This is a genomic window from Shewanella sp. 0m-8 (assembly GCF_052977265.1).
Window position 1 is genome coordinate 1 of record NZ_JBRIMB010000036.1, and the last position, 22,482, is coordinate 22,482.

At 44.4% G+C, this 22,482-nt stretch carries 17 protein-coding genes and 3 tRNA genes; 19 read left to right on the forward strand and 1 reads right to left on the reverse strand.

Going from position 1 to position 22,482, the window contains the following annotated elements:
• The first annotated feature begins 151 nt into the window (after nucleotides 1–151).
• Nucleotides 152–1,177: a UDP-N-acetylmuramate dehydrogenase gene (murB, locus tag ACVBIO_RS15400; RefSeq protein WP_447164529.1), complete on the forward strand. Its 1,026-nt coding sequence runs from the start codon at nucleotides 152–154 to the stop codon at nucleotides 1,175–1,177.
• On the forward strand, nucleotides 1,178–2,140 hold the full coding sequence (gene birA / locus ACVBIO_RS15405; protein ID WP_447162233.1) for a bifunctional biotin--[acetyl-CoA-carboxylase] ligase/biotin operon repressor BirA: 963 nt from the start codon (nucleotides 1,178–1,180) through the stop codon (nucleotides 2,138–2,140).
• Between the two features lie 31 nt (nucleotides 2,141–2,171).
• On the opposite strand, the gene coaA is transcribed toward birA, so the two are convergent.
• Nucleotides 2,172–3,122: a type I pantothenate kinase gene (coaA, locus tag ACVBIO_RS15410; RefSeq protein WP_447162234.1), complete on the reverse strand. Its 951-nt coding sequence runs from the start codon at nucleotides 3,120–3,122 to the stop codon at nucleotides 2,172–2,174.
• A 234-nt stretch (nucleotides 3,123–3,356) separates the two neighbouring features.
• Between coaA and ACVBIO_RS15415 the strand changes: the two genes are divergently transcribed.
• From ACVBIO_RS15415 to rpsJ, 17 genes are all read left to right on the forward strand, one after another.
• Nucleotides 3,357–3,432, forward strand: a tRNA-Thr gene (locus ACVBIO_RS15415).
• Nucleotides 3,433–3,439: 7 nt separating this feature from the next.
• Nucleotides 3,440–3,524 (forward strand) — tRNA-Tyr (locus ACVBIO_RS15420).
• Nucleotides 3,525–3,559: 35 nt separating this feature from the next.
• A tRNA-Gly gene (locus tag ACVBIO_RS15425) sits at nucleotides 3,560–3,633 on the forward strand.
• Nucleotides 3,634–3,829: 196 nt separating this feature from the next.
• The gene (tuf, locus tag ACVBIO_RS15430; protein WP_447162235.1) at nucleotides 3,830–5,014 is read left to right on the forward strand and encodes an elongation factor Tu; all 1,185 of its coding nucleotides are present in this window, start codon (nucleotides 3,830–3,832) and stop codon (nucleotides 5,012–5,014) included.
• Nucleotides 5,015–5,299: 285 nt separating this feature from the next.
• Nucleotides 5,300–5,671, forward strand: coding sequence for a preprotein translocase subunit SecE (gene secE / locus ACVBIO_RS15435; protein WP_447162236.1), 372 nt, complete (start codon nucleotides 5,300–5,302; stop codon nucleotides 5,669–5,671).
• Between the two features lie 9 nt (nucleotides 5,672–5,680).
• A complete protein-coding gene (gene nusG, locus ACVBIO_RS15440; RefSeq protein ID WP_012279191.1) occupies nucleotides 5,681–6,232 on the forward strand; it encodes a transcription termination/antitermination protein NusG in 552 nt (183 codons plus the stop codon).
• Between the two features lie 126 nt (nucleotides 6,233–6,358).
• Nucleotides 6,359–6,787, forward strand: coding sequence for a 50S ribosomal protein L11 (gene rplK, locus ACVBIO_RS15445; protein WP_012153448.1), 429 nt, complete (start codon nucleotides 6,359–6,361; stop codon nucleotides 6,785–6,787).
• Nucleotides 6,788–6,791: 4 nt separating this feature from the next.
• Entirely contained in the window at nucleotides 6,792–7,493 is a 702-nt protein-coding gene (rplA, locus tag ACVBIO_RS15450) for a 50S ribosomal protein L1 (protein WP_447162237.1), read from the forward strand.
• Nucleotides 7,494–7,759: 266 nt separating this feature from the next.
• Entirely contained in the window at nucleotides 7,760–8,257 is a 498-nt protein-coding gene (gene rplJ / locus ACVBIO_RS15455) for a 50S ribosomal protein L10 (RefSeq protein ID WP_447162238.1), read from the forward strand.
• 54 nt (nucleotides 8,258–8,311) lie between these two features.
• Nucleotides 8,312–8,677 carry a 50S ribosomal protein L7/L12 gene (rplL, locus tag ACVBIO_RS15460; RefSeq protein ID WP_447162239.1) on the forward strand — a complete coding sequence of 122 codons (366 nt, stop codon included), beginning with the start codon at nucleotides 8,312–8,314 and terminating at the stop codon, nucleotides 8,675–8,677.
• 240 nt (nucleotides 8,678–8,917) lie between these two features.
• Nucleotides 8,918–12,949 (forward strand): DNA-directed RNA polymerase subunit beta, encoded by a 4,032-nt coding sequence (rpoB, locus tag ACVBIO_RS15465; RefSeq protein WP_447162240.1) that lies wholly within the window; start codon nucleotides 8,918–8,920, stop codon nucleotides 12,947–12,949.
• Nucleotides 12,950–13,029: 80 nt separating this feature from the next.
• Complete coding sequence (rpoC, locus tag ACVBIO_RS15470; protein WP_447162241.1) at nucleotides 13,030–17,244, forward strand: DNA-directed RNA polymerase subunit beta'; 4,215 nt, start codon at nucleotides 13,030–13,032, stop codon at nucleotides 17,242–17,244.
• A 189-nt stretch (nucleotides 17,245–17,433) separates the two neighbouring features.
• Nucleotides 17,434–17,808 carry a 30S ribosomal protein S12 gene (gene rpsL / locus ACVBIO_RS15475; RefSeq protein ID WP_012153454.1) on the forward strand — a complete coding sequence of 125 codons (375 nt, stop codon included), beginning with the start codon at nucleotides 17,434–17,436 and terminating at the stop codon, nucleotides 17,806–17,808.
• A gap of 80 nt (nucleotides 17,809–17,888) precedes the next feature.
• Nucleotides 17,889–18,359 (forward strand): 30S ribosomal protein S7, encoded by a 471-nt coding sequence (gene rpsG / locus ACVBIO_RS15480; RefSeq protein ID WP_012153455.1) that lies wholly within the window; start codon nucleotides 17,889–17,891, stop codon nucleotides 18,357–18,359.
• A gap of 74 nt (nucleotides 18,360–18,433) precedes the next feature.
• The gene (fusA, locus tag ACVBIO_RS15485; protein ID WP_447162242.1) at nucleotides 18,434–20,530 is read left to right on the forward strand and encodes an elongation factor G; all 2,097 of its coding nucleotides are present in this window, start codon (nucleotides 18,434–18,436) and stop codon (nucleotides 20,528–20,530) included.
• 83 nt (nucleotides 20,531–20,613) lie between these two features.
• Complete coding sequence (gene tuf / locus ACVBIO_RS15490; protein ID WP_447162243.1) at nucleotides 20,614–21,798, forward strand: elongation factor Tu; 1,185 nt, start codon at nucleotides 20,614–20,616, stop codon at nucleotides 21,796–21,798.
• A gap of 361 nt (nucleotides 21,799–22,159) precedes the next feature.
• Nucleotides 22,160–22,471, forward strand: a complete 312-nt coding sequence (rpsJ, locus tag ACVBIO_RS15495; protein WP_005503530.1) for a 30S ribosomal protein S10 — start codon at nucleotides 22,160–22,162, stop codon at nucleotides 22,469–22,471.
• The last annotated feature ends 11 nt before the right edge of the window (nucleotides 22,472–22,482 follow it).

Genomic DNA, 22,482 nt, shown 5'->3' on the forward strand with positions numbered 1-22,482 from the left:
GAGTTCAGAGCGAGTGACAAAATTGTGTTCTAGGGATTGGGCAAGTGTGACCAGTTAATTTTCCAGTTTGGTATTACCATTAAAGTGCTCCAAGCTTCTTCGATTTACTTCTTTAGGCTACAATAGTTGTTTTCCCCTAAATGATATCCAAATGCCAACCAGCCCACTTTATTCCCTTCAAGACTTTAATACTTTCGCTTTAGCCCATGGCTGTCAGCAATTAGTTCATGCTACGACATCAAATGTGTTGGTTGATACTTGCTGCAAACTTTATCAAGCGCAGCAACCTATGCTTATTTTAGGTGGCGGTAGTAATATTATTTTATGTGAAGATTTTCAAGGGACTGTGGTATTAGTCGAAACTAAAGGGATTGATATTACGGACGATGAGAATTATCACTATCTGAGTGTAGCGGCTGGAGAGAATTGGCATGATCTTGTTAGTTTTTGCTTAAGAAATAGATTCAGTGGTCTAGAAAATCTAGCGTTGATCCCGGGGACTGTTGGCGCTGCTCCGATTCAGAATATTGGTGCATACGGCGTCGAATTAAACGATTTTTGTGATTGGGTTGAGTACGTTGATTTGCGTGATGGCCACTTGGTACGTTTAGCTGCCAATGCTTGTGATTTCGGTTATCGAGACTCTATCTTTAAGAAAGAGTTGTTAGGTAAGGCGGTGATCACCAAGGTTGGTTTTAAGCTACCAAAGCGTTGGGTTCCACGATTAGATTATGGCCCTCTTAGATCGTTTAAAGCTGAACAAGTCACTGCTCAGCAAGTGTTTGATAGCATTTGTGAAACTCGTCGAGAAAAATTACCTGATCCAGCGGAGTTTGGCAATGCGGGGAGCTTCTTTAAAAACCCGATAATCGATAAGGCTGACTTTGATCGGCTTGTCGGCGTATTTCCAGATATCGTCGGCTATCCTCACGGCGATGAACAAGTAAAAGTGGCTGCTGGTTGGCTTATTGATAAATCGGGTTTAAAGGGACGCCAACTTGGTGGTGCTGCTGTGCACCAGAACCAGGCATTAGTGTTAATAAATAAACATAATGCGACCAGTGAAGATGTACTTTCGTTGGCGAGATTGATTGTTGAGAAAATTGAAGCACAATTTGGTATTAGGCTTGATCCTGAACCTCGAATGATCACTGCCAATGGTGAAAGGAGTTTATAGATGGCTGAGCAATGGAGTCGAAAACGCGAGATACTATCTGAATTGGCCGCAGGGTCATTTGTATCTGGAGAGGCTTTGGCCTCTCTTTTAGGGGTTTCTCGTACCGCTGTAAGTAACCATATTGCTGGACTGGAAGAGTATGGCGTTGATATTTACAGTGTCAAAGGCAAGGGCTACCGCTTAAACGGACCTATATCGTTAGTTGATGAAGTGAAGCTAAAGCAACAAATTAGCAATCGTTGCTTTTATTTTGACGAAATCCCCAGTACTAACGCTTTTATTTTAAAACACGCAGAAGACTTAGTTTCGGGCGATATCTGTGTTGCTGAATATCAATCGGCAGGGCGAGGTCGACGTGGTCGTGTTTGGGTTTCGCCTTATGGTTGTCACTTGTATTTCTCTATGTATTGGCAATTTCCGCAAGGAATGGCGCAAGCGATGGGGTTAAGCCTAGTTGTGGCATGCTCGATTGTTACCGTACTTGAAAAGCTTGGCATTAAAGATGTTGGGGTAAAGTGGCCTAACGATATCTACCTTGAAAGTAAAAAACTCGCTGGCGTGTTGATTGAGATGAGTGGTCATACAGATAGTGAGTGCAATTTAGTCATAGGTATCGGCTTGAATATGGCCATGGGTGAGCAACATGCAGCACTGATTGATCAGCCTTGGAGTGATTTAACCGGTCAAGCAAGTCTGCCAGATAAAACGGCTTTGTTAGCTCTGCTGCAGAAGCAATTACAGCAAGATCTTAATCTATTTCAACAGTCTGGACTCACACCGTTTCAAGATCGTTGGCGCGAAGCTGATCTCTTTCAAGGAAAGTCGGTAAAGTTACTGATGGGCCAAGATGAGATTTATGGTGTCTGTATGGGGGTCGATGAGCAAGGGGCTGTTGTCTTAGAAACAGAGTCGGGATTGCAAAGCTATATTGGTGGTGAGATTAGCCTGCGTAAAGCAGACTAATCAGTATTAGCTTTTATACATAGCAGGTTCTCTATTTACGCAATAGGACTTGATCCATCATATGATCAGGTCCTTTTTGTAAGATAAGGTGTGCTCTTTCGCGCGTAGGCAATATATTTAGAGTGAGGTTAGGGCCGTTAATTGAGTCCCAAATGTTTGAAGCTGTCGCGGTTGCTTCAGAGTCATCGAGCTTTGAGTAATGATGGAAGTAAGAATCTTCACTACTGAACGCCCCGGTTCTGAACTGTAAAAAACGGTCGACATACCACTCTTTTAGTAACGCCTCATGGGCATCGACATAGATCGAGAAATCGACAAAGTCAGAAACAAATGGACGCTGGGTATCAACAGGTGAGTCTTGGCCAGTTTGCAAAACATTGAGTCCTTCAATGATTAAAATATCTGGCTGTCTGATCCATTGTTTTTCATCTTGAATGCGGTCATAGGTAATATGTGAGTATATCGGTGCACTGACTGCCGACTCACCAGCCTTAATCGCTGAAATAAACTCAACTAAGGCTTTCATATCGTAACTTTCTGGAAAACCTTTTCGCTGTAATAGGCCACGTCGCTTAAGCTCTGCTAACGGATACAAAAAGCCATCAGTGGTAATTAAATCGACTTTTGGATGCTCAGGCCAATGGCTGAGCAGTGCTTGTAGAATACGGGCTGTAGTGCTCTTACCAACAGCTACGCTGCCTGCGATACTGATAATATAGGGGCGTTTAGGCGGTACATGTCCGAGGAACTCATTTAACGCCAAACCTCTTTGCTGCTTTGCGCCAACATTTAAATTTAATAGACGACTCAGCGGCAGATAAATATCGGTGACTTCAGATAAGGATATTTTTTCATTAATACCACGTAAATCTGCCAAATCATTTTCACTGAGTGTTAATGGCACAGACTCTCTCAGTCCTGCCCACTGTAGGCGCTGAAAAGCGAGATAAAGAGCGTTGTGAATTTGGTTTGGTTGCGACATTGCGAAGTTCTCCGTTCAGGAGGGCACAGTACACTATGAATTTATTATGAACAACTGCAATGAGAACTGCGATGCTGGCTTTAAGTACTAATTTGATTTAATTGCTTCAAAAGTATACTTGAAAGTAGCGTTAAGCATAAAAAAACGCCATTTAACTCACTTTTTTAATAATATTTCACTTTTGCTATTGCACTTAGGCTCACATTTCCATAATATCCGCTACCGAAATGACACGCCGGCATAGCTCAGTTGGTAGAGCAACTGACTTGTAATCAGTAGGTCCCGAGTTCGACTCTTGGTGCCGGCACCATTTCTCTGGAGGGGTTCCCGAGTGGCCAAAGGGATCAGACTGTAAATCTGACGGCTCAGCCTTCGAAGGTTCGAATCCTTCTCCCTCCACCATATTCTAGGTAGTTAGGTAACCTGAAGTAGGTTCCGCGGATGTCGTATAATGGTATTACTCCAGCCTTCCAAGCTGATAACGCGGGTTCGATTCCCGCCATCCGCTCCAAAATCTTGCTGATAATACTTAATCAGTAGAAAGCACTCGGTCTCGAGTGCTTTTTCCCGTTTAAGACTACCTATCAGCTCCTCCCTGCTTCTCACCATTCTGATTATCTTACTAACTGATTCGATGACATTTTAATGCATCGGATTTTTTGCTATATGCAGTTTCATCACCAAAATACTTGGATTGGGGCAATACCATGGCTAAAGAAAAATTTGAACGCGTAAAACCACACGTAAACGTTGGTACCATTGGACACGTTGACCATGGTAAAACTACTCTAACTGCCGCTATCTCTTCTGTGTTAACGAAGACTTACGGTGGTACTGCACGTGATTTCGCACAGATCGATAACGCTCCAGAAGAGCGTGAGCGCGGTATTACAATTAATACTTCTCACATCGAATATGACACTCCATCACGTCACTACGCACACGTAGACTGTCCAGGTCACGCGGATTATGTTAAAAACATGATCACTGGTGCTGCACAGATGGACGGCGCGATTCTAGTAGTTGCTTCTACAGATGGTCCAATGCCACAAACACGTGAGCACATCCTGCTTTCACGTCAGGTTGGCGTTCCATTCATCATCGTATTCATGAACAAGTGTGACATGGTTGATGACGAAGAGCTTCTAGAGCTAGTAGAAATGGAAGTTCGTGAACTTCTATCTGAGTACGACTTCCCAGGTGATGACTTACCAGTTATCCAGGGTTCTGCTCTTAAAGCTCTTGAAGGCGAGCCAGAGTGGGAAGCTAAGATCCTTGAACTAGCTGAAGCTCTAGACACATACATCCCTGAGCCAGAGCGTGCTATCGATGGTGCATTCATTCTTCCAATTGAAGATGTTTTCTCAATCGCTGGTCGTGGTACTGTTGTTACTGGTCGTGTAGAGCGCGGTATCATCAAAGTTGGTGAAGAAGTAGAAATCGTTGGTATCAAAGATACAACTAAGTCTACTTGTACTGGTGTTGAAATGTTCCGTAAGCTTCTTGACGAAGGTCGTGCTGGCGAGAACTGTGGTGTTCTTCTACGTGGTATCAAGCGTGAAGACGTTGAACGTGGTCAAGTATTGGCTGCACCTGGTTCAATCACTCCACATACTACTTTCAAGTCAGAAATCTATGTTCTGTCTAAAGAAGAAGGCGGACGTCACACTCCATTCTTCAAAGGCTACCGTCCACAGTTCTACTTCCGTACAACTGACGTAACCGGTACTATCGAATTGCCAGAAGGCGTAGAGATGGTAATGCCTGGTGACAACGTAGCTATGACAGTAACTCTAATCTGCCCAATCGCGATGGACGAAGGTTTACGCTTCGCAATCCGTGAAGGTGGCCGTACAGTTGGTGCTGGTGTTGTAGCTGAGATCGTTGCTTAATTAGCAATCGTCTTAACTCGATACTGAAAAAGGCAGCTTAGGCTGCCTTTTTTGTTTTTATTGTATTTAGGTTTAATTTGTTAGTGAAGCTGGGCTATGTATTCTTGCCAAATAAGTGGAATAAGAATACAATCTATGACCGATTTTTGACTCGTTGAGTATACTTAACTAAGTATGTTGGACAGTCGCCAGTTCGGATAGCGAGTCTGACTGAATTTTTCACTGAGCAAAATGCTATTTATAGTGTCACTTGACTCAGAACGTAGTGAGTAACGGAATTAACCGATGACAACAAATACTGAAAGCCAGGGTAACTCTCTGGATATCGTAAAGTGGGGCCTAGTCGTAATCTTGTTGGCTGCTGCAATTATTGGCAATCAATATTTTAATGAAGCAAGTGTTGTAGTGCGCGCCCTAGGTGTCGTCGTGACTTTTGCTATCGCTGGTTTCATCGCGTTGCAAACAGAAAAAGGCAAGCAAGCTTTAACTTTTGCTCGTGAATCACAGATTGAAGTTCGTAAAGTGGTTTGGCCTACGCGTCAAGAAGCACTCAATACAACTTTCATTGTATTAGCTGCAACAGCCGTTTTAGGTTTAATCCTTTGGGGCCTAGATGCAGTATTGCTTAGAATTGTTAATTTTATTACAGGCGTATAGGCATTAAGTATGACTGAAGCTACTGAAGCTAAAAAAAGATGGTATGTAATTCAAGCGTTTTCCGGTTATGAAGGCCGTGTGTGTAAAACGTTGCTTGAGCATATCAGAATGCACGAAATGGAAGCTTACTTTGGTGAGGTTTTAGTACCGACTGAAGAAGTGGTAGAAATGCGTGCAGGCCAACGTCGTAAAAGCGAACGTAAGTTTTTCCCTGGCTATGTATTAGTTCAGATGGAAATGAATGATGAAAGCTGGCACTTGGTGAAAAGTATCCCTCGTGTAATGGGCTTCATCGGTGGTACGTCTGATCGTCCTGCCCCAATTTCTGATAAAGAAGCTGATGCAATTCTTCAGCGTCTGCAAGAAACTACTGAGTCTCCAACGCATCGCGTTATGTTTGAGCCAGGTGAAGTTGTTCGTGTTACTGACGGACCTTTTGCTGACTTTAACGGTACGGTTGAAGAAGTGGATTATGAGAAGAACCGCGTTAAGGTTTCTGTGATGATCTTCGGTCGTTCAACACCAGTAGAACTTGATTTTAGTCAGATTGAAAAAAGCTGATTAAATAAAGCACAAATACTGTTTGGAAATGGGAGCGAATTTATATATAATTCGCTCCCATATTTTTCGGGGAGCTGTTCAGCATAGTGCTGATAGCGTTTGTACCCAAACTTGAGGAAATGTCTCATGGCAAAGAAAGTTGATGGTTACATCAAACTGCAAGTCGCAGCCGGTGCTGCAAACCCGTCGCCACCAGTAGGCCCAGCATTGGGTCAGAAAGGTGTTAACATCATGGAATTCTGTAAAGCATTCAACGCTCGTACTGAAAAGTTCGAGAAAGGTATGCCAATTCCTGTAGTTATCACTGTTTACTCTGATCGCTCTTTCACTTTCGAAACTAAGACTCCACCTGCGTCTTTCCTACTGCTTAAAGCAGCTGGTCTGAAATCAGGTTCTGGCCGTCCTAACACTGAAAAAGTGGGAACTATCAAGCGTAGCGCTGTCCAGGAAATTGCTGAGACTAAAGCCGCTGATATGACTGGTGCTGATATTGAAGCGATGACTCGCTCAATTGAAGGTACTGCGCGTTCAATGGGTTTGGTAGTAGAGGATTAAGATTATGGCAAAGCTAACTAAACGCGCTCGTCTAATTCGCGAGAAAGTTGAAGCGACTAAAAGCTACGACATCAATGAAGCTGTTGCACTACTTAAAGAACTAGCTACTGCTAAGTTCCTTGAAAGTGTTGACGTTGCGGTTAACCTTGGTGTTGATCCACGTAAATCTGACCAAAACGTTCGTGGCGCTACTGTGCTACCACACGGCACTGGTCGTGACGTACGTGTTGCTGTGTTCACTCAAGGTGCTAACGCTGAAGCTGCTACAGCAGCTGGTGCTGAGCTTGTTGGTATGGACGAGCTTGCTGCACAGATTAAAGCTGGCGAAATGAACTTCGACGTAGTTATCGCATCTCCAGATGCAATGCGCGTTGTTGGTCAGTTAGGTCAAATCTTAGGCCCACGCGGTCTAATGCCTAACCCAAAAACTGGTACTGTAACGCCAAACGTTGCTGAAGCAGTTAAGAACGCAAAAGCGGGTCAAGTACGCTACCGTAACGATAAGAACGGTATCATCCACACTACTATCGGTAAAGTGGACTTTGAACCAGCTCAACTTAAAGAAAACTTAGAAGCACTACTTGGCGCACTTAAAAAAGCCAAGCCAGCTGCAGCTAAAGGCGTTTTCATTAAGAAAGTAAGCATCTCTACCACTATGGGTGCAGGTGTTGCGGTTGACCAGGGTACTCTGGAAGACGCAAAGTAAATTTACAAAGCTCGCGCATTAGTCTATAATGCGCGCACTTTGTAGGGTTGAGGCTGAGAGTTAACCTTTTAGGTTGATTATTAGTCTCCGTCCAAGACCGTAGGTGTTGCTCAAGTAGTTAACTTAATTTCCTGCGTAGACGGTGTCGGACCCCAGATAGATTTTTGTCTGCTGGAATTTTTCGCGCCGTAAGTCGCTAAGTATCTATGATATTTAGCATGGTAATTGCTAGGGAATTTCCCTAGATAGAATCCAGGAGTATACCAATGGCGTTAGGACTCGAAGACAAAAAAGCGATTGTTGCTGAAGTCAACGAAGCTGCCAAAGGTGCTTTATCTGCAGTTGTAGCCGATTCACGTGGCGTAACTGTAGCTAATATGACCGGACTTCGTAAAGCAGCTCGTGAAGCTGGAGTGTACATTCGTGTTGTACGTAACACTCTTGTTAAGCGCGCTGTAGCTGGTACTGATTTTGAGTGCCTAAGCGATACGTTTACTGGTCCTACTTTGATTGCATTCTCTTCTGAGCACCCAGGTGCAGCTGCGCGTCTTCTTAAAGATTTCGCTAAAGCGCAAGAGAATTTTGAAATCAAAGCAGCAGCCTTTGAAGGGGAATTAATCCCTGCAGAAAATATTGATCGTTTAGCAAAACTACCAACTTACGAAGAAGCACTAGCTCAGTTCATGATGACTCTAAAAGAAGCATCTGCTGGCAAGTTCGTTCGTACATTGGCCGCTCTACGCGATCAGAAAGAAGCTGCTTAATTTTAAGCCGCTTTAATTTAAAATTGAATTCAGTACAATTAGGAAACTTTTGTTATGTCTATCACTAAAGACCAAATCTTAGAAGCCCTTGCAGCAATGTCTGTAATGGAAGTTGTTGAACTAATCGAAGCAATGGAAGAGAAGTTCGGCGTATCTGCAGCTGCTGCTGTTGTTTCTGGTGGTGGCGATGCTGCTGCTGCTGAAGAGAAAACAGAATTCGACGTAATTCTTACTTCTCACGGCGACAACAAAGTTGCAGTAATTAAAGCTCTTCGCGCTGCTACAGGTCTTGGCCTGAAAGAAGCTAAAGGCATGGCTGAAGCTGCTCCAGTAGCAGTTAAAGAAGCTATCTCTAAAGAAGAAGCTGATGCTCTTAAAGCTGATCTAGAAGCGGCTGGTGCTGCAGTAGAGATCAAGTAAGTTATACTATAACTTACAACCACCCGAGTAATCGGGCGGAGGCTGGCGGTTTTTTAACCGTCGGCCTTTTTTGCGCTGTAAGCGCAGGCGATTTTTTTTTCACCGTTTATCGCCAGATTTCGCAGTTCCTAGCAGAGATTACTGGTTGGGTTCTTGCTTTCAACGGTGATGGGCAAACGCGCTGTTTCGACATTTTAAGTCGTTTCAGTCTTGGTCACATCTCGCAATCAGAGGAAACCCATGGTTTACTCCTATTCTGAAAAGAAGCGTATTCGCAAAGACTTTGGTAAGCGTCCACGTGTTTTGGATATCCCTTACCTTTTGTCAATCCAGTTGGACTCTTTTAAGAAGTTCACCGATCAAGATCCTACAGGTGAGCGTGGCTTTGAAGCTGCCTTCCGTAGCGTTTTTCCCATCAAGAGCTTTTCTGGTAATTCTGAGCTGCAATATGTCAGTTATAAGCTAGGCGAGCCAGTTTTTGATGTGAAAGAGTGTCAAATTCGCGGTGTTACATACGCAGCTCCATTGCGCGTTAAGTTACGCATGGTTCTGTATGACCGTGAAGCAGCACCTGGCACAGTAAAAGACATTAAAGAACAAGAAGTTTACATGGGTGATATACCCATGATGACTGACAACGGTACCTTTGTAATTAATGGTACTGAGCGTGTAATCGTATCTCAGCTACATCGTAGCCCAGGCGTATTCTTTGATCATGACCGTGGTAAAACCCACTCTTCAGGTAAGGTGCTGTATAACGCACGTATTATTCCTTACCGTGGTTCTTGGTTAGATTTTGAATTCGATCCGAAAGATGCATTGTTTGTTCGTATTGACCGTCGTCGTAAGTTGGCGGCATCGATCATTCTGCGCGCTTTAGATTATTCAACTCAAGATATTCTTGACCTGTTCTTCGATCGCGTAAACTTTAAGATCAAGAAAGATTCACTAGTAATGGATCTTGTTGCTGACCGTCTACGTGGCGAAACTGCAAGTTATGATATTAAAGACGCTGAAGGCACTGTTCTTGTTGAGAAGGGTCGTCGCATTACTGCACGCCATATTCGTCAACTTGAAAAGTCAAATACTACCGAGCTTGAAGTACCAGTTGAGTACATCTCTGGTAAGATTTCTGGTCAAGATTATATCGATCCAGATACAGGCGAAGTATTGGTTTCAGCTAACGCTGAGATCAGCCTAGAAGATCTTGCTAAGTTATCTATGGCTGGCATCAAAGAGATCAGTACACTGTATATCAACGAACTTGATAACGGTGCATACATCTCTGACACGCTACGTATCGATTCAACAACTAACCGCCTAGAAGCGCTAGTTGAAATCTATCGTATGATGCGTCCTGGTGAGCCACCAACCAAAGATGCAGCAGAAGCACTATTTAACAATTTATTCTTCAGTGAAGAACGTTATGATCTATCTAAAGTAGGTCGTATGAAGTTCAACCGTCGTCTAAGCATTGATGACGATGAAGGTACGGGTATTCTTTCTAAAGAAGATATCGTTGCCGTAATGAAGAACATTATTGCTATTCGCAACGGTTTTGACGAAGTCGATGATATCGATCACTTGGGTAACCGTCGTATCCGTAGTGTTGGCGAAATGGCTGAAAACCAGTTCCGTGTTGGTCTTGTTCGTGTTGAACGTGCCGTACGTGAGCGTTTAAGCCTTGGCGATCTAAATGAGCTAATGCCTCAAGATTTGATCAATGCTAAGCCAATCTCTGCAGCTGTTAAAGAATTCTTTGGCTCTTCACAGCTTTCACAGTTTATGGACCAAAACAACCCATTGTCAGAAGTAACGCATAAGCGTCGTATTTCTGCTCTAGGTCCAGGTGGTCTAACTCGTGAACGTGCTGGTTTCGAAGTTCGAGACGTACACCCGACTCACTACGGTCGTCTATGTCCAATCGAAACGCCTGAAGGTCCAAACATTGGTTTGATCAACTCGTTGTCAACCTTTGCGCGTACTAACAACTATGGTTTCCTTGAAACACCTTACCGCAAGGTTATCGATGGTGTGGTTACTGATGAAGTAGATTACTTATCAGCAATCGAAGAAGGCCGTTACGTTATTGCACAGGCTATCGTTCAGTTAGATGAGAACGGTCGTATGATGGATGAGCTTATTGCTTGTCGTCATAAAGGTGATTCTACCTTTATGGGCGCAGCTGACATCCAGTATATGGACGTTTCACCACAACAGATTATTTCTGTTGCGGCATCGCTAATTCCGTTCCTAGAACACGATGATGCTAACCGTGCATTGATGGGTGCGAACATGCAACGTCAGGCCGTTCCAACACTACGTGCTGATAAGCCGTTAGTTGGTACAGGTATTGAGCGTACACTTGCTGTTGACTCTGGCGTGGTTGTTGCTGCTAAACGTGGTGGTTATGTTGACTACGTTGATGCAAGCCGTATCGTTGTTAAAGTTAACGAATCTGAGTTAACTCCAGGCGAAGCGGGCATCGATATTTACAACTTGACTAAATACACGCGTTCTAACCAGAACACATGTATTAACCAACGTCCTTGTTGTTCAGTCGGTGACCCAATTGTTCGTGGCGACGTACTTGCTGATGGCCCATCTACCGATTTAGGTGATTTGGCACTTGGTCAGAACATGCGTATCGCGTTCATGCCTTGGAACGGTTACAACTTCGAAGATTCGATCTTAATCTCTGAGCGTGTAGCTCAGGAAGACCGTTTCACGACTATCCACATTCAAGAGCTTTCGTGTATTGCTCGTGATACTAAGTTGGGTAGCGAAGAGATCACTGCTGATATTCCAAACGTTGGTGAGTCTGCGCTTTCTAAGCTAGATGAATCAGGTATCGTTTATATCGGTGCAGAAGTGAAGGGTGGCGACATCCTAGTTGGTAAAGTAACACCTAAAGGTGAAACTCAGCTGACTCCAGAAGAGAAGCTCCTCCGAGCAATCTTCGGCGAAAAAGCATCTGACGTTAAAGACAGCTCACTACGCGTACCTAATTCTGTTAAAGGTACTATCATCGACGTACAAGTATTTACTCGTGACGGCGTTGAGAAAGACAAGCGTGCTGTAGAAATCGAAGAGATGCATATCGCTCAGGCGAAGAAGGATTTGACTGAAGAGTTCCAAATTCTTGAAGAAGGTGTTCTTGGTCGTGCTCGCAACCTATTACTAGGTGCTGGTTTCGATGAAGCCCATCTTGCAGCAATTCCACGCTCACAATTGTTGGTTCAAACCATCGATGACGAAGCGAAGCAAACTGAGCTAGAACAACTAGCTGAGCAAGCGGAAGAGCTGAAAGCAGATTTCGATAAGAAGTTTGAAATCAAGCGTCGTAAGATCACTCAAGGTGATGACTTAGCGCCTGGCGTACTAAAAATTGTTAAGGTTTACTTAGCCGTTAAACGTACTATCCAGCCTGGTGATAAGATGGCGGGTCGTCATGGTAACAAGGGTGTAATCTCTAAGATTTGTCCTGTTGAAGATATGCCATACGACGAAAAAGGTAACCCAGTTGATATCGTTTTGAATCCACTAGGTGTACCTTCACGTATGAACATCGGTCAGGTACTTGAAGTTCATATGGGCGCAGCAGCAAAAGGCATCGGTAATCGTATTACTGAAATGCTTGAAGAGCAGCGCGAACTGGCAGAACTTCGCGGATACATCAAGCAGGTTTATGAACTAGGTGACGAAGTAATTCAAAAAGTCGACATCGATTCATTTACTGATGATGAAATCTTGCGTCTTGCTAAAAACCTTAAAGGCGGTGTTCCAATTGCTACACCTGCGTTTGATGGCGCCAAAGAGAAAGAGATCAAGCAGATGCTTGAGCTTGCAGGCCTACCAAAATCTGGTCAGTTAACACTGATTGATGGTCGTACAGGTAACGAATTTGAGCGTAAGGTAACCGTTGGTTACATGTATATGCTTAAGCTTAACCACTTGGTTGACGATAAGATGCACGCCCGTTCTACCGGTTCGTACAGTCTTGTTACTCAGCAACCATTGGGTGGTAAAGCACAGTTCGGTGGTCAGCGTTTCGGTGAGATGGAAGTATGGGCACTTGAAGCTTACGGTGCTGCATATACCCTTCAGGAAATGCTAACTGTTAAGTCGGATGATGTGAACGGTCGTACTCAGATGTATAAGAACATCGTCGACGGTAACCATCAGATGCAACCAGGTATGCCTGAATCTTTCAACGTATTGTTGAAAGAGATCCGTTCACTTGGTATCAACATTGAGTTAGATACTAAGTAAAACAGGTTACCGCCTCTATTTGGCAAAATCGGTGCTCTGTATATGCAGGGCACCTGATTTAACTCCTTCAGGAGAGAAACGTGAAAGATTTATTAAAGTTTCTAAAACAGCAAAGTAAGACTGAGGAATTTGAAGGTATCAAGATCGGCCTAGCGTCGCCTGATCTGATCCGTTCTTGGTCATTTGGTGAAGTTAAGAAGCCAGAAACCATTAACTACCGTACATTCAAGCCTGAGCGTGAAGGTTTGTTCTGTGCGCGTATTTTTGGTCCTGTAAAAGATTATGAATGTTTATGCGGTAAGTATAAGCGTCTTAAGCACCGTGGTGTGATCTGTGAAAAGTGTGGCGTTGAAGTTACACAGACTAAAGTACGTCGTGAACGTATGGGTCACATCGATCTTGCTAGCCCTGTTGCGCACATTTGGTTCTTGAAGTCTCTTCCGTCACGTATCGGTTTGATGCTAGACATGACTCTTCGTGATATCGAACGTGTACTTTACTTCGAATCTTTCGTAGTAATCGAGCCTGGCATGACCAGTCTTGAACGTGGTCAAATGCTAACAGAAGAAAACTATCTGGATGCATTGGAAGAGTACGGCGATGAATTCGACGCCAAGATGGGTGCTGAAGCAGTTCTAGAATTGCTACGTGCTATCGATCTTGAGAAAGAAATTGAAATGATGCGCGAAGAATTGCCATCTATCAATTCTGAAACTCGTCGTAAGAAGGTCACTAAGCGTCTTAAGCTTATTGAGGCATTCTTCACTTCTGGCAACAAGCCTGAGTGGATGATCCTTAAAGTGTTACCGGTTCTGCCACCAGATCTACGTCCTCTAGTTCCACTAGATGGCGGACGTTTTGCTACGTCTGATTTGAACGACCTTTACCGTCGTGTAATCAACCGTAACAACCGTCTAAAGCGTCTGTTAGACCTAGCTGCTCCAGATATCATCGTACGTAACGAAAAGCGTATGTTGCAAGAATCTGTTGATGCGCTATTAGATAACGGCCGTCGTGGTCGTGCTATTACAGGTTCTAACAAGCGTCCGCTTAAATCTTTGGCTGATATGATCAAAGGTAAGCAAGGTCGTTTCCGTCAGAACTTGCTAGGTAAGCGTGTTGACTATTCTGGTCGTTCGGTAATTACCGTAGGTCCAACTTTACGTCTACACCAGTGTGGTCTTCCTAAGAAGATGGCACTTGAGTTATTTAAGCCATTCATCTATGGCAAGCTAGAAGGTCGTGGCCTAGCTACAACTATTAAAGCTGCAAAGAAGATGGTTGAGCGCGAAGTTCCAGAAGTTTGGGACGTACTAGATGACGTGATCCGCGAACACCCAGTGATGCTTAACCGTGCACCAACACTGCACAGACTAGGTATCCAGGCGTTTGAGCCAGTACTAATCGAAGGTAAAGCGATTCAGCTTCACCCATTGGTTTGTGCGGCATACAACGCCGACTTCGACGGTGACCAAATGGCTGTTCACGTGCCACTAACGCTTGAAGCGCAGTTAGAAGCACGTTCACTAATGATGTCGACCAACAACATCTTGTCACCAGCAAACGGTGAGCCGGTGATTACACCATCTCAAGACGTTGTATTGGGTCTTTACTACACGAGTCGTGAGCGAATTAACGGCAAGGGTGAAGGCATGGCATTTGCTGATGTGGCTGAAGTTGAAAAAGCTTACCGCACCGGTGTTGCAGAGCTACACGCTCGCGTTAAGGTACGTATTACCGAGACTGCGACCACTGAAGCTGGCGAAAAAGTGAAGACACGTCGTATCGTAGATACAACGGTTGGTCGTGCATTGCTTTCAACGATCCTGCCTAAAGGTCTTTCTTATGATTTGGTTAACCAAAACATGGGTAAGAAGCAGATCTCTAAGCTATTGAACACTTGTTACCGTCAACTAGGTCTTAAAGATACCGTTATCTTTGCTGACCAATTGATGTATACCGGTTTCCATTATGCAACTGTGTCAGGTGCCTCTGTAGGTATCGACGATATGGTTATTCCTGATGAGAAATACACCTTAGTTGCTGATGCTGAAGCGGAAGTTCTTGAAATTCAAGAGCAGTTCCAATCTGGTCTAGTAACTGCTGGTGAGCGTTACAACAAAGTAATTGATATCTGGGCAAGTGCCAACGAGAAAGTTTCTAAAGCGATGATGGCTAACCTGTCTACTGAGACAGTGATTAACCGTGATGGCGTTGAGGAACAGCAAGAATCGTTTAACAGCATCTATATGATGGCTGACTCGGGCGCTCGTGGTAGTGCTGCACAGATCCGTCAGTTGGCGGGTATGCGTGGTCTGATGGCTAAACCAGATGGTTCAATCATCGAGACTCCAATTACCGCTAACTTCCGTGAAGGTCTAAACGTATCTCAGTACTTTATTTCTACTCACGGTGCGCGTAAAGGTCTTGCGGATACTGCATTGAAGACAGCTAACTCTGGTTACCTAACTCGTCGTCTAGTTGACGTTGCTCAAGATTTAGTTGTAATTGAAGATGACTGTGGCACGTTTGAAGGTCTAACTATGAAACCGCTGATTGAAGGTGGTGATGTAGTTGAGCCGTTACGTGAACGTGTTCTTGGTCGTGTTGTTGCACAAGATGTGTTGAAGCCTGGTACTGAACAAGTACTTGTACCGCGCAACACGCTTCTTGACGAAGCATGGTGTGACATCATCGAAGAGAATTCTATCGATGAAATGATTGTTCGCTCAGTGATTAGCTGTGATACAGACTTCGGCGTTTGTAAGTTCTGTTACGGTCGTGATTTGGCTCGTGGTCATATCATTAACCAAGGCGAAGCGATTGGTGTTGTTGCTGCTCAGTCAATTGGTGAGCCAGGAACACAGCTTACGATGCGTACTTTCCACATCGGTGGTGCGGCATCACGAGCTTCTGCAGAGAACAATGTTCAAGTTAAGAACTCTGGTACGCTTAAGTTACACAACGCTAAGTTTGTAACTAACAGCAACGGCAAATTGGTAATTGTTTCTCGTTCTTCTGAACTTGCAATTATTGATGAGCTTGGCCGTGAGAAAGAACGTTATAAGGTTCCTTACGGTACAGTTCTTGAGAAATTGGAAGATGATGGTGTTGCTGCTGGCGAAATTATCGCTAAGTGGGATCCGCATACTCACCCAATTATCACTGAAGTGGCGGGTAGTATTAAGTTCGTAGATATGATTGAAGGTGTCACTATGACACGTCAAACAGACGAACTAACGGGTCTATCTTCAATCGTAGTGCTTGAAGTTGGTCAACGTCCAACAGCAGGTAAAGAGATGCGTCCGATGATCCGTCTAGTTGCTGCTGATGGTAGCGATTTGATGATCCCCGGTACTGAAGTACCAGCGCAATACTTCTTGCCTGGACAAGCGATTGTTAACCTTGACGATAACGCACCAATTAACGTTGGTGATGCATTAGCACGTATTCCTCAAGAATCTTCAAAGACTCGCGATATTACCGGTGGTCTACCACGCGTTGCGGACTTATTTGAAGCGCGTAAGCCAAAAGAGCCTGCTATTCTTGCTGAAGTATCGGGAACTATCTCGTTCGGTAAAGAAACCAAAGGTAAGCGTCGTCTAGTTATCACCCCAGCTGATGGTGGTGAGCACTATGAAGAGATGATCCCTAAGTGGCGTAACCTTAACGTGTTCGAAGGTGAAAAAGTTGAACGCGGTGAAGTTATTGCTGATGGTGCAGAAGCAGCTCACGACATTCTACGTCTACGTGGTATCCACAATGTGGCTAACTACATCGTGAATGAAGTACAGGACGTTTACCGTCTACAGGGCGTTAAGATCAACGATAAGCACATTGAGGTGATCATTCGCCAGATGCTGCGTAAGTGTGAGATCGTAGACGCTGGTGATAGTGAATTCCTACCGGGTGAACAGGCGGAAGTTTCTCGCGTTAAGATCGCCAACCGCGAACTTGAAGCGCAGGGTAAGCAGCCAGCAACATTCGAGCGTGAACTTCTTGGTATTACCAAGGCGTCACTAGCAACAGAATCGTTCATCTCTGCAGCATCGTTCCAGGAGACCACTCGTGTTCTTACTGAAGCGGCTGTTGGTGGTAAGAGCGATAAGTTACGTGGTCTAAAAGAGAACGTAATTGTTGGTCGTCTAATCCCTGCTGGTACGGGTTACTCATACCACCAGAAGCGTGCTGAAGCTGCAGTTAAACCTGCGGCTTCTGAAGCGCCAGCGATTAGCGCAAGTGAAGCTGAGCAGAATCTTGCTGATCTACTTAATCTAGCTGGTAGCAACGATTAATCGGTGCTGAAAAGTAAATAGATTGTAAAAAAGGCGCGTTTAGCGCCTTTTTTTTACTTTAAATCGGTTAAAAGTTGTCTATTTCTTGACAGATACTCCATACACTTCTAAAATTTCGCGTCCCACACCTGTGGGATATAGATTTTTCACACCTTACTGTTGATTTAGTCAACTGATTCGGAGCTATACATGGCAACTGTAAACCAGTTGGTACGTAAGCCTCGCGCACCGAAAGTCGATAAGACTAACGTTCCTGCGCTAGCTGCGTGTCCACAAAAGCGTGGTGTTTGTACTCGCGTATATACAACAACACCTAAAAAACCTAACTCTGCACTACGTAAAGTAGCTCGTGTGCGTCTAACTAACGGTTTCGAAGTTACTTCGTACATCGGCGGTGAAGGCCACAACCTGCAGGAACACAGCGTAATTCTAATCCGTGGCGGTCGTGTAAAAGACTTACCGGGTGTGCGTTACCACACTGTACGCGGCGCATTAGACTGTGCTGGTGTAAGTGAACGTCGTCAAGGTCGTTCTAAGTACGGTGCTAAGCGTCCTAAGTCTTAACGTTTTCCGTTAAGTAAGGCCAAGCTAGTTTTTATTGAGATTCCAGTTTTGGGGTCCCTGAAGCATACGGAGAAATTGTTATGCCAAGACGTCGCGTTGTAGGACAACGTAAAATCCTACCAGATCCAAAGTTCAAAAGTGAGTTGCTGGCTAAGTTCATCAACGTCATTATGCAGGACGGCAAAAAGTCGACTGCAGAAAAAATTATCTACAAGGCACTAGATACTGCGTCTGAAAAGAAAGGCGAAGATCATTTAGTAATCCTTGAAGCAGCCCTGGACAACGTACGTCCATCAGTCGAGGTTAAATCTCGTCGTGTTGGTGGTTCTACTTACCAGGTACCATGTGAAGTTCGTCCAGTGCGTCGTAACGCACTAGCGATGCGCTGGTTGGTTGAAGCTGCACGTAAGCGTGGTGAAAAATCTATGGCTTTACGTCTAGCAGGTGAAATGTTAGACGCATCTGAAAACAAAGGTACTGCTGTTAAGAAGCGCGAAGACGTGCATCGTATGGCAGAAGCAAACAAAGCGTTTGCTCATTACCGCTGGTAATATCTTGGCGTGGGTTATACCCCACGCCTTACTTGCATTGCTAACACTCAGATTAAGCTAAGAGGGTATAAATCGTGGCTCGTACAACTCCAATTGAGCGCTACCGTAATATCGGTATCTGTGCTCATGTTGATGCTGGTAAAACCACTACAACTGAACGTGTTCTGTTCTACACTGGCTTATCTCATAAGATCGGTGAAGTTCATGATGGCTGTGCCACTATGGATTGGATGGAACAAGAGCAGGAACGTGGTATTACCATCACCTCAGCCGCAACGACTACTTTCTGGCGCGGAATGGATGCGCAGTTCACTGAGCACCGCATAAACATCATCGACACTCCGGGTCACGTTGACTTCACTATTGAAGTAGAGCGTTCTTTGAGAGTACTTGATGGTGCTGTGGTTGTTTTTTGTGGCTCATCAGGGGTAGAACCTCAATCTGAGACTGTTTGGCGACAAGCTGATAAGTATCATGTGCCGCGCTTAGTGTTCGTCAATAAGATGGACCGCGCAGGTGCAAACTTTGATAGCGTAGTCGACCAGATCCGTAATCGCCTTGGTGCGACTTGTGTACCGATTCAAATGAATATTGGTGCGGAAGAGGATTTTAACGGTGTTATCGATTTGATCAAAATGAAAGCGATTAACTGGTCTGAAGAAGATCAGGGAATGACTTTCTCTTATGAAGCTATCCCAGAGCATTTAGCCGAGAAAGCGGCAGAAATGCGCGAGTATTTGGTTGAGAGTGCAGCTGAAGCGACAGAAGAATTGATGGAAAAGTACCTAGAAGATGGGGAACTTTCAGAAGATGAGATCAAAAAGGCACTACGTATACGCACCTTAAACAATGAAATCGTATTGGCAACCTGTGGTTCTGCATTTAAGAACAAGGGTGTACAAGCGGTTCTTGATGCTGTGGTAGATTTTCTGCCATCGCCTGTCGAAGTTCCCGCAATTAAGGGGATTGATGACAATGAAGAAGAGACTTGTCGTCAAGCTGACGATAATGCTCCATTTGCGGCGTTAGCATTTAAGATTGCAACAGACCCATTCGTGGGTACCTTAACCTTTATTCGTGTTTATTCAGGCGTATTGGAGTCAGGTGCTGGCGTTTATAACTCTGTTAAGCAAAAGCGTGAACGTATTGGTCGTATGGTGCAAATGCACGCTAATGATCGTCAAGAGATTAAAGAAGTGCGCGCTGGCGACATCGCAGCTCTTATTGGTCTTAAAGACGTGACTACTGGCGATACATTATGCGATATCGATCACAAAGTAATTCTAGAGCGCATGGAGTTTCCTGAGCCTGTAATTACTATCGCTGTTGAACCAAGAACCAAGGCAGACCAGGACAAGATGGGGATGGCATTGCAAAAACTTGCAATGGAAGATCCGTCATTCCGTGTTGAGACTGATGAAGAATCGGGACAAACACTGATCTCTGGTATGGGTGAGCTACACTTAGACATCATCGTAGACCGTATGCGTCGCGAGTTCGGTGTTGAATGTAATGTAGGTAAACCACAAGTTGCATATCGTGAGACTATCCGCAAAACAGTGGAAGTCGAAGGTAAATTCGTACGTCAATCTGGTGGTCGAGGTCAATTCGGTCACGTTTGGTTGAAACTAGAGCCTCAAGAAGAAGGTTTTGGTTACGAATTCGTCAACGATATTGTTGGTGGTGTGGTTCCTAAGGAATACATCCCAGCAGTTGATAAGGGTATTCAAGAGCAGATGAAGAGCGGTGTATTAGCTGGCTTCCCTGTTCTCGACATAAAGGTTACTTTGTATGACGGTTCATATCATGATGTGGACTCGAACGAAATGGCCTTTAAAGTCGCTGGTTCAATGGGCTTTAAAAAGGGTGCGCTTGAAGCAGACCCTGCCTTACTTGAACCTTGCATGAAAGTTGAAGTTACAACACCTGAAGATTATATGGGTGATGTGGTCGGAGACTTGAACCGTCGTCGTGGCCTTATTGAAGGTATGGATGATGGCATTGCAGGTGTTAAACTTGTGCATGCAACAGTACCGTTATCTGAAATGTTCGGTTATGCAACCGACTTGCGCTCTGCTAGTCAGGGACGTGCCTCATACTCTATGGAGTTTTTGAAGTACTCTGATGCACCGCAAAATGTTACTAAAGCAATAATAGAGGCCAGAGGCTAAACTGTCTCACTCTATTGTTGATATACTTAATTGCTATTGCTCGGTTTTAAGCCGAGCATTTTCTGAAAAGAAAGGAATATATCGTGGCTAAAGAAAAATTTGAACGCGTAAAACCGCATGTTAACGTTGGTACTATCGGACACGTTGACCATGGTAAAACTACTCTAACTGCTGCTATCTCTTCTGTGTTAACGAAGACTTACGGTGGTACTAAGCGTGACTTCGCACAGATCGATAACGCTCCAGAAGAGCGTGAGCGCGGTATTACAATTAATACTTCTCACATCGAATATGATACTCCATCACGTCACTACGCACACGTAGATTGTCCAGGTCACGCCGATTATGTTAAAAACATGATCACTGGTGCTGCACAGATGGACGGCGCAATCCTAGTAGTTGCTTCTACAGATGGTCCAATGCCACAAACTCGTGAGCACATCCTGCTTTCACGTCAGGTTGGCGTACCATTCATCATCGTATTCATGAACAAGTGTGACATGGTTGATGACGAAGAGCTTCTAGAGCTAGTAGAAATGGAAGTTCGTGAACTTCTAACTGAATATGACTTCCCAGGTGATGACTTACCAGTTATCCAAGGTTCTGCGCTTAAAGCCCTTGAAGGCGAGCCAGAGTGGGAAGCTAAGATCCTTGAGCTTGCAGAAGCACTAGATACTTATATTCCTGAGCCAGAGCGTGCTATCGATGGTGCATTCATTCTTCCAATCGAAGATGTTTTCTCAATCGCTGGTCGTGGTACTGTTGTTACTGGTCGTGTAGAGCGCGGTATCATCAAAGTTGGTGAAGAAGTAGAAATCGTTGGTATTAAAGATACAACTAAGTCTACTTGTACTGGTGTTGAAATGTTCCGTAAGCTTCTTGACGAAGGTCGTGCTGGCGAGAACTGTGGTGTTCTTCTACGTGGTATCAAGCGTGAAGACGTTGAACGTGGTCAAGTATTGGCTGCACCTGGTTCAATCACTCCACACACTACTTTCAAGTCAGAAATCTATGTTCTGTCTAAAGAAGAAGGCGGACGTCACACTCCATTCTTCAAAGGCTACCGTCCACAGTTCTACTTCCGTACAACTGACGTAACCGGTACTATCGAATTGCCAGAAGGCGTAGAGATGGTAATGCCTGGTGACAACGTAGCTATGACAGTAACTCTTATTGCTCCAATCGCGATGGACGAAGGTTTACGCTTCGCAATCCGTGAAGGTGGCCGTACAGTTGGTGCTGGTGTTGTAGCTGAGATCGTTGCTTAATTAGCAATCGTCTTAACTCGATACTGAAAAAGGCAGCTTAGGCTGCCTTTTTTGTTGCCTGAAGAAAAGTGAGGGCAGGGCTAGCATTCCAGATCTGACTGTGTATAATGACGCCACTTTGTTGAAATGAGTCAATTTGACGGTATTTCAAACAACGGGCTTGATCTCAGCGATGAAATCAGTATAATAGCCCCTCGCCTTAACCATTAGGCGATTTAAATTGGTCTGCCTTCGGGTTTGACGTAAAAAAAACAGCGACTCCGATTGTGAGTCGAACGGTTAAATCATCTCACTCTGCTTTTTCTATAAGGAAAATTGCTAGAGGGTGATTTTTTTGTGTACATTTTAGGAGCTCTGGTCAATGCAGAACCAAAGAATCCGTATCCGCTTAAAAGGATTTGATCATCGTTTGATTGATCAGTCTACTGCGGAAATCGTTGAAACTGCTAAGCGTACCGGCGCGCAGGTTCGTGGTCCAATTCCACTACCAACGCGTAAAGAACGTTATACCATTTTGACTTCTCCACACGTTAATAAAGATGCACGTGATCAGTACGAACTACGTACTCACAAGCGTCTTGTTGACATCGTTGAGCCGACTGAAAAGACTGTAGACGCACTTATGCGTTTAGATCTTGCGGCTGGTGTTGACGTTCAGATTAGCTTGGGTTAATTGAGATCCTT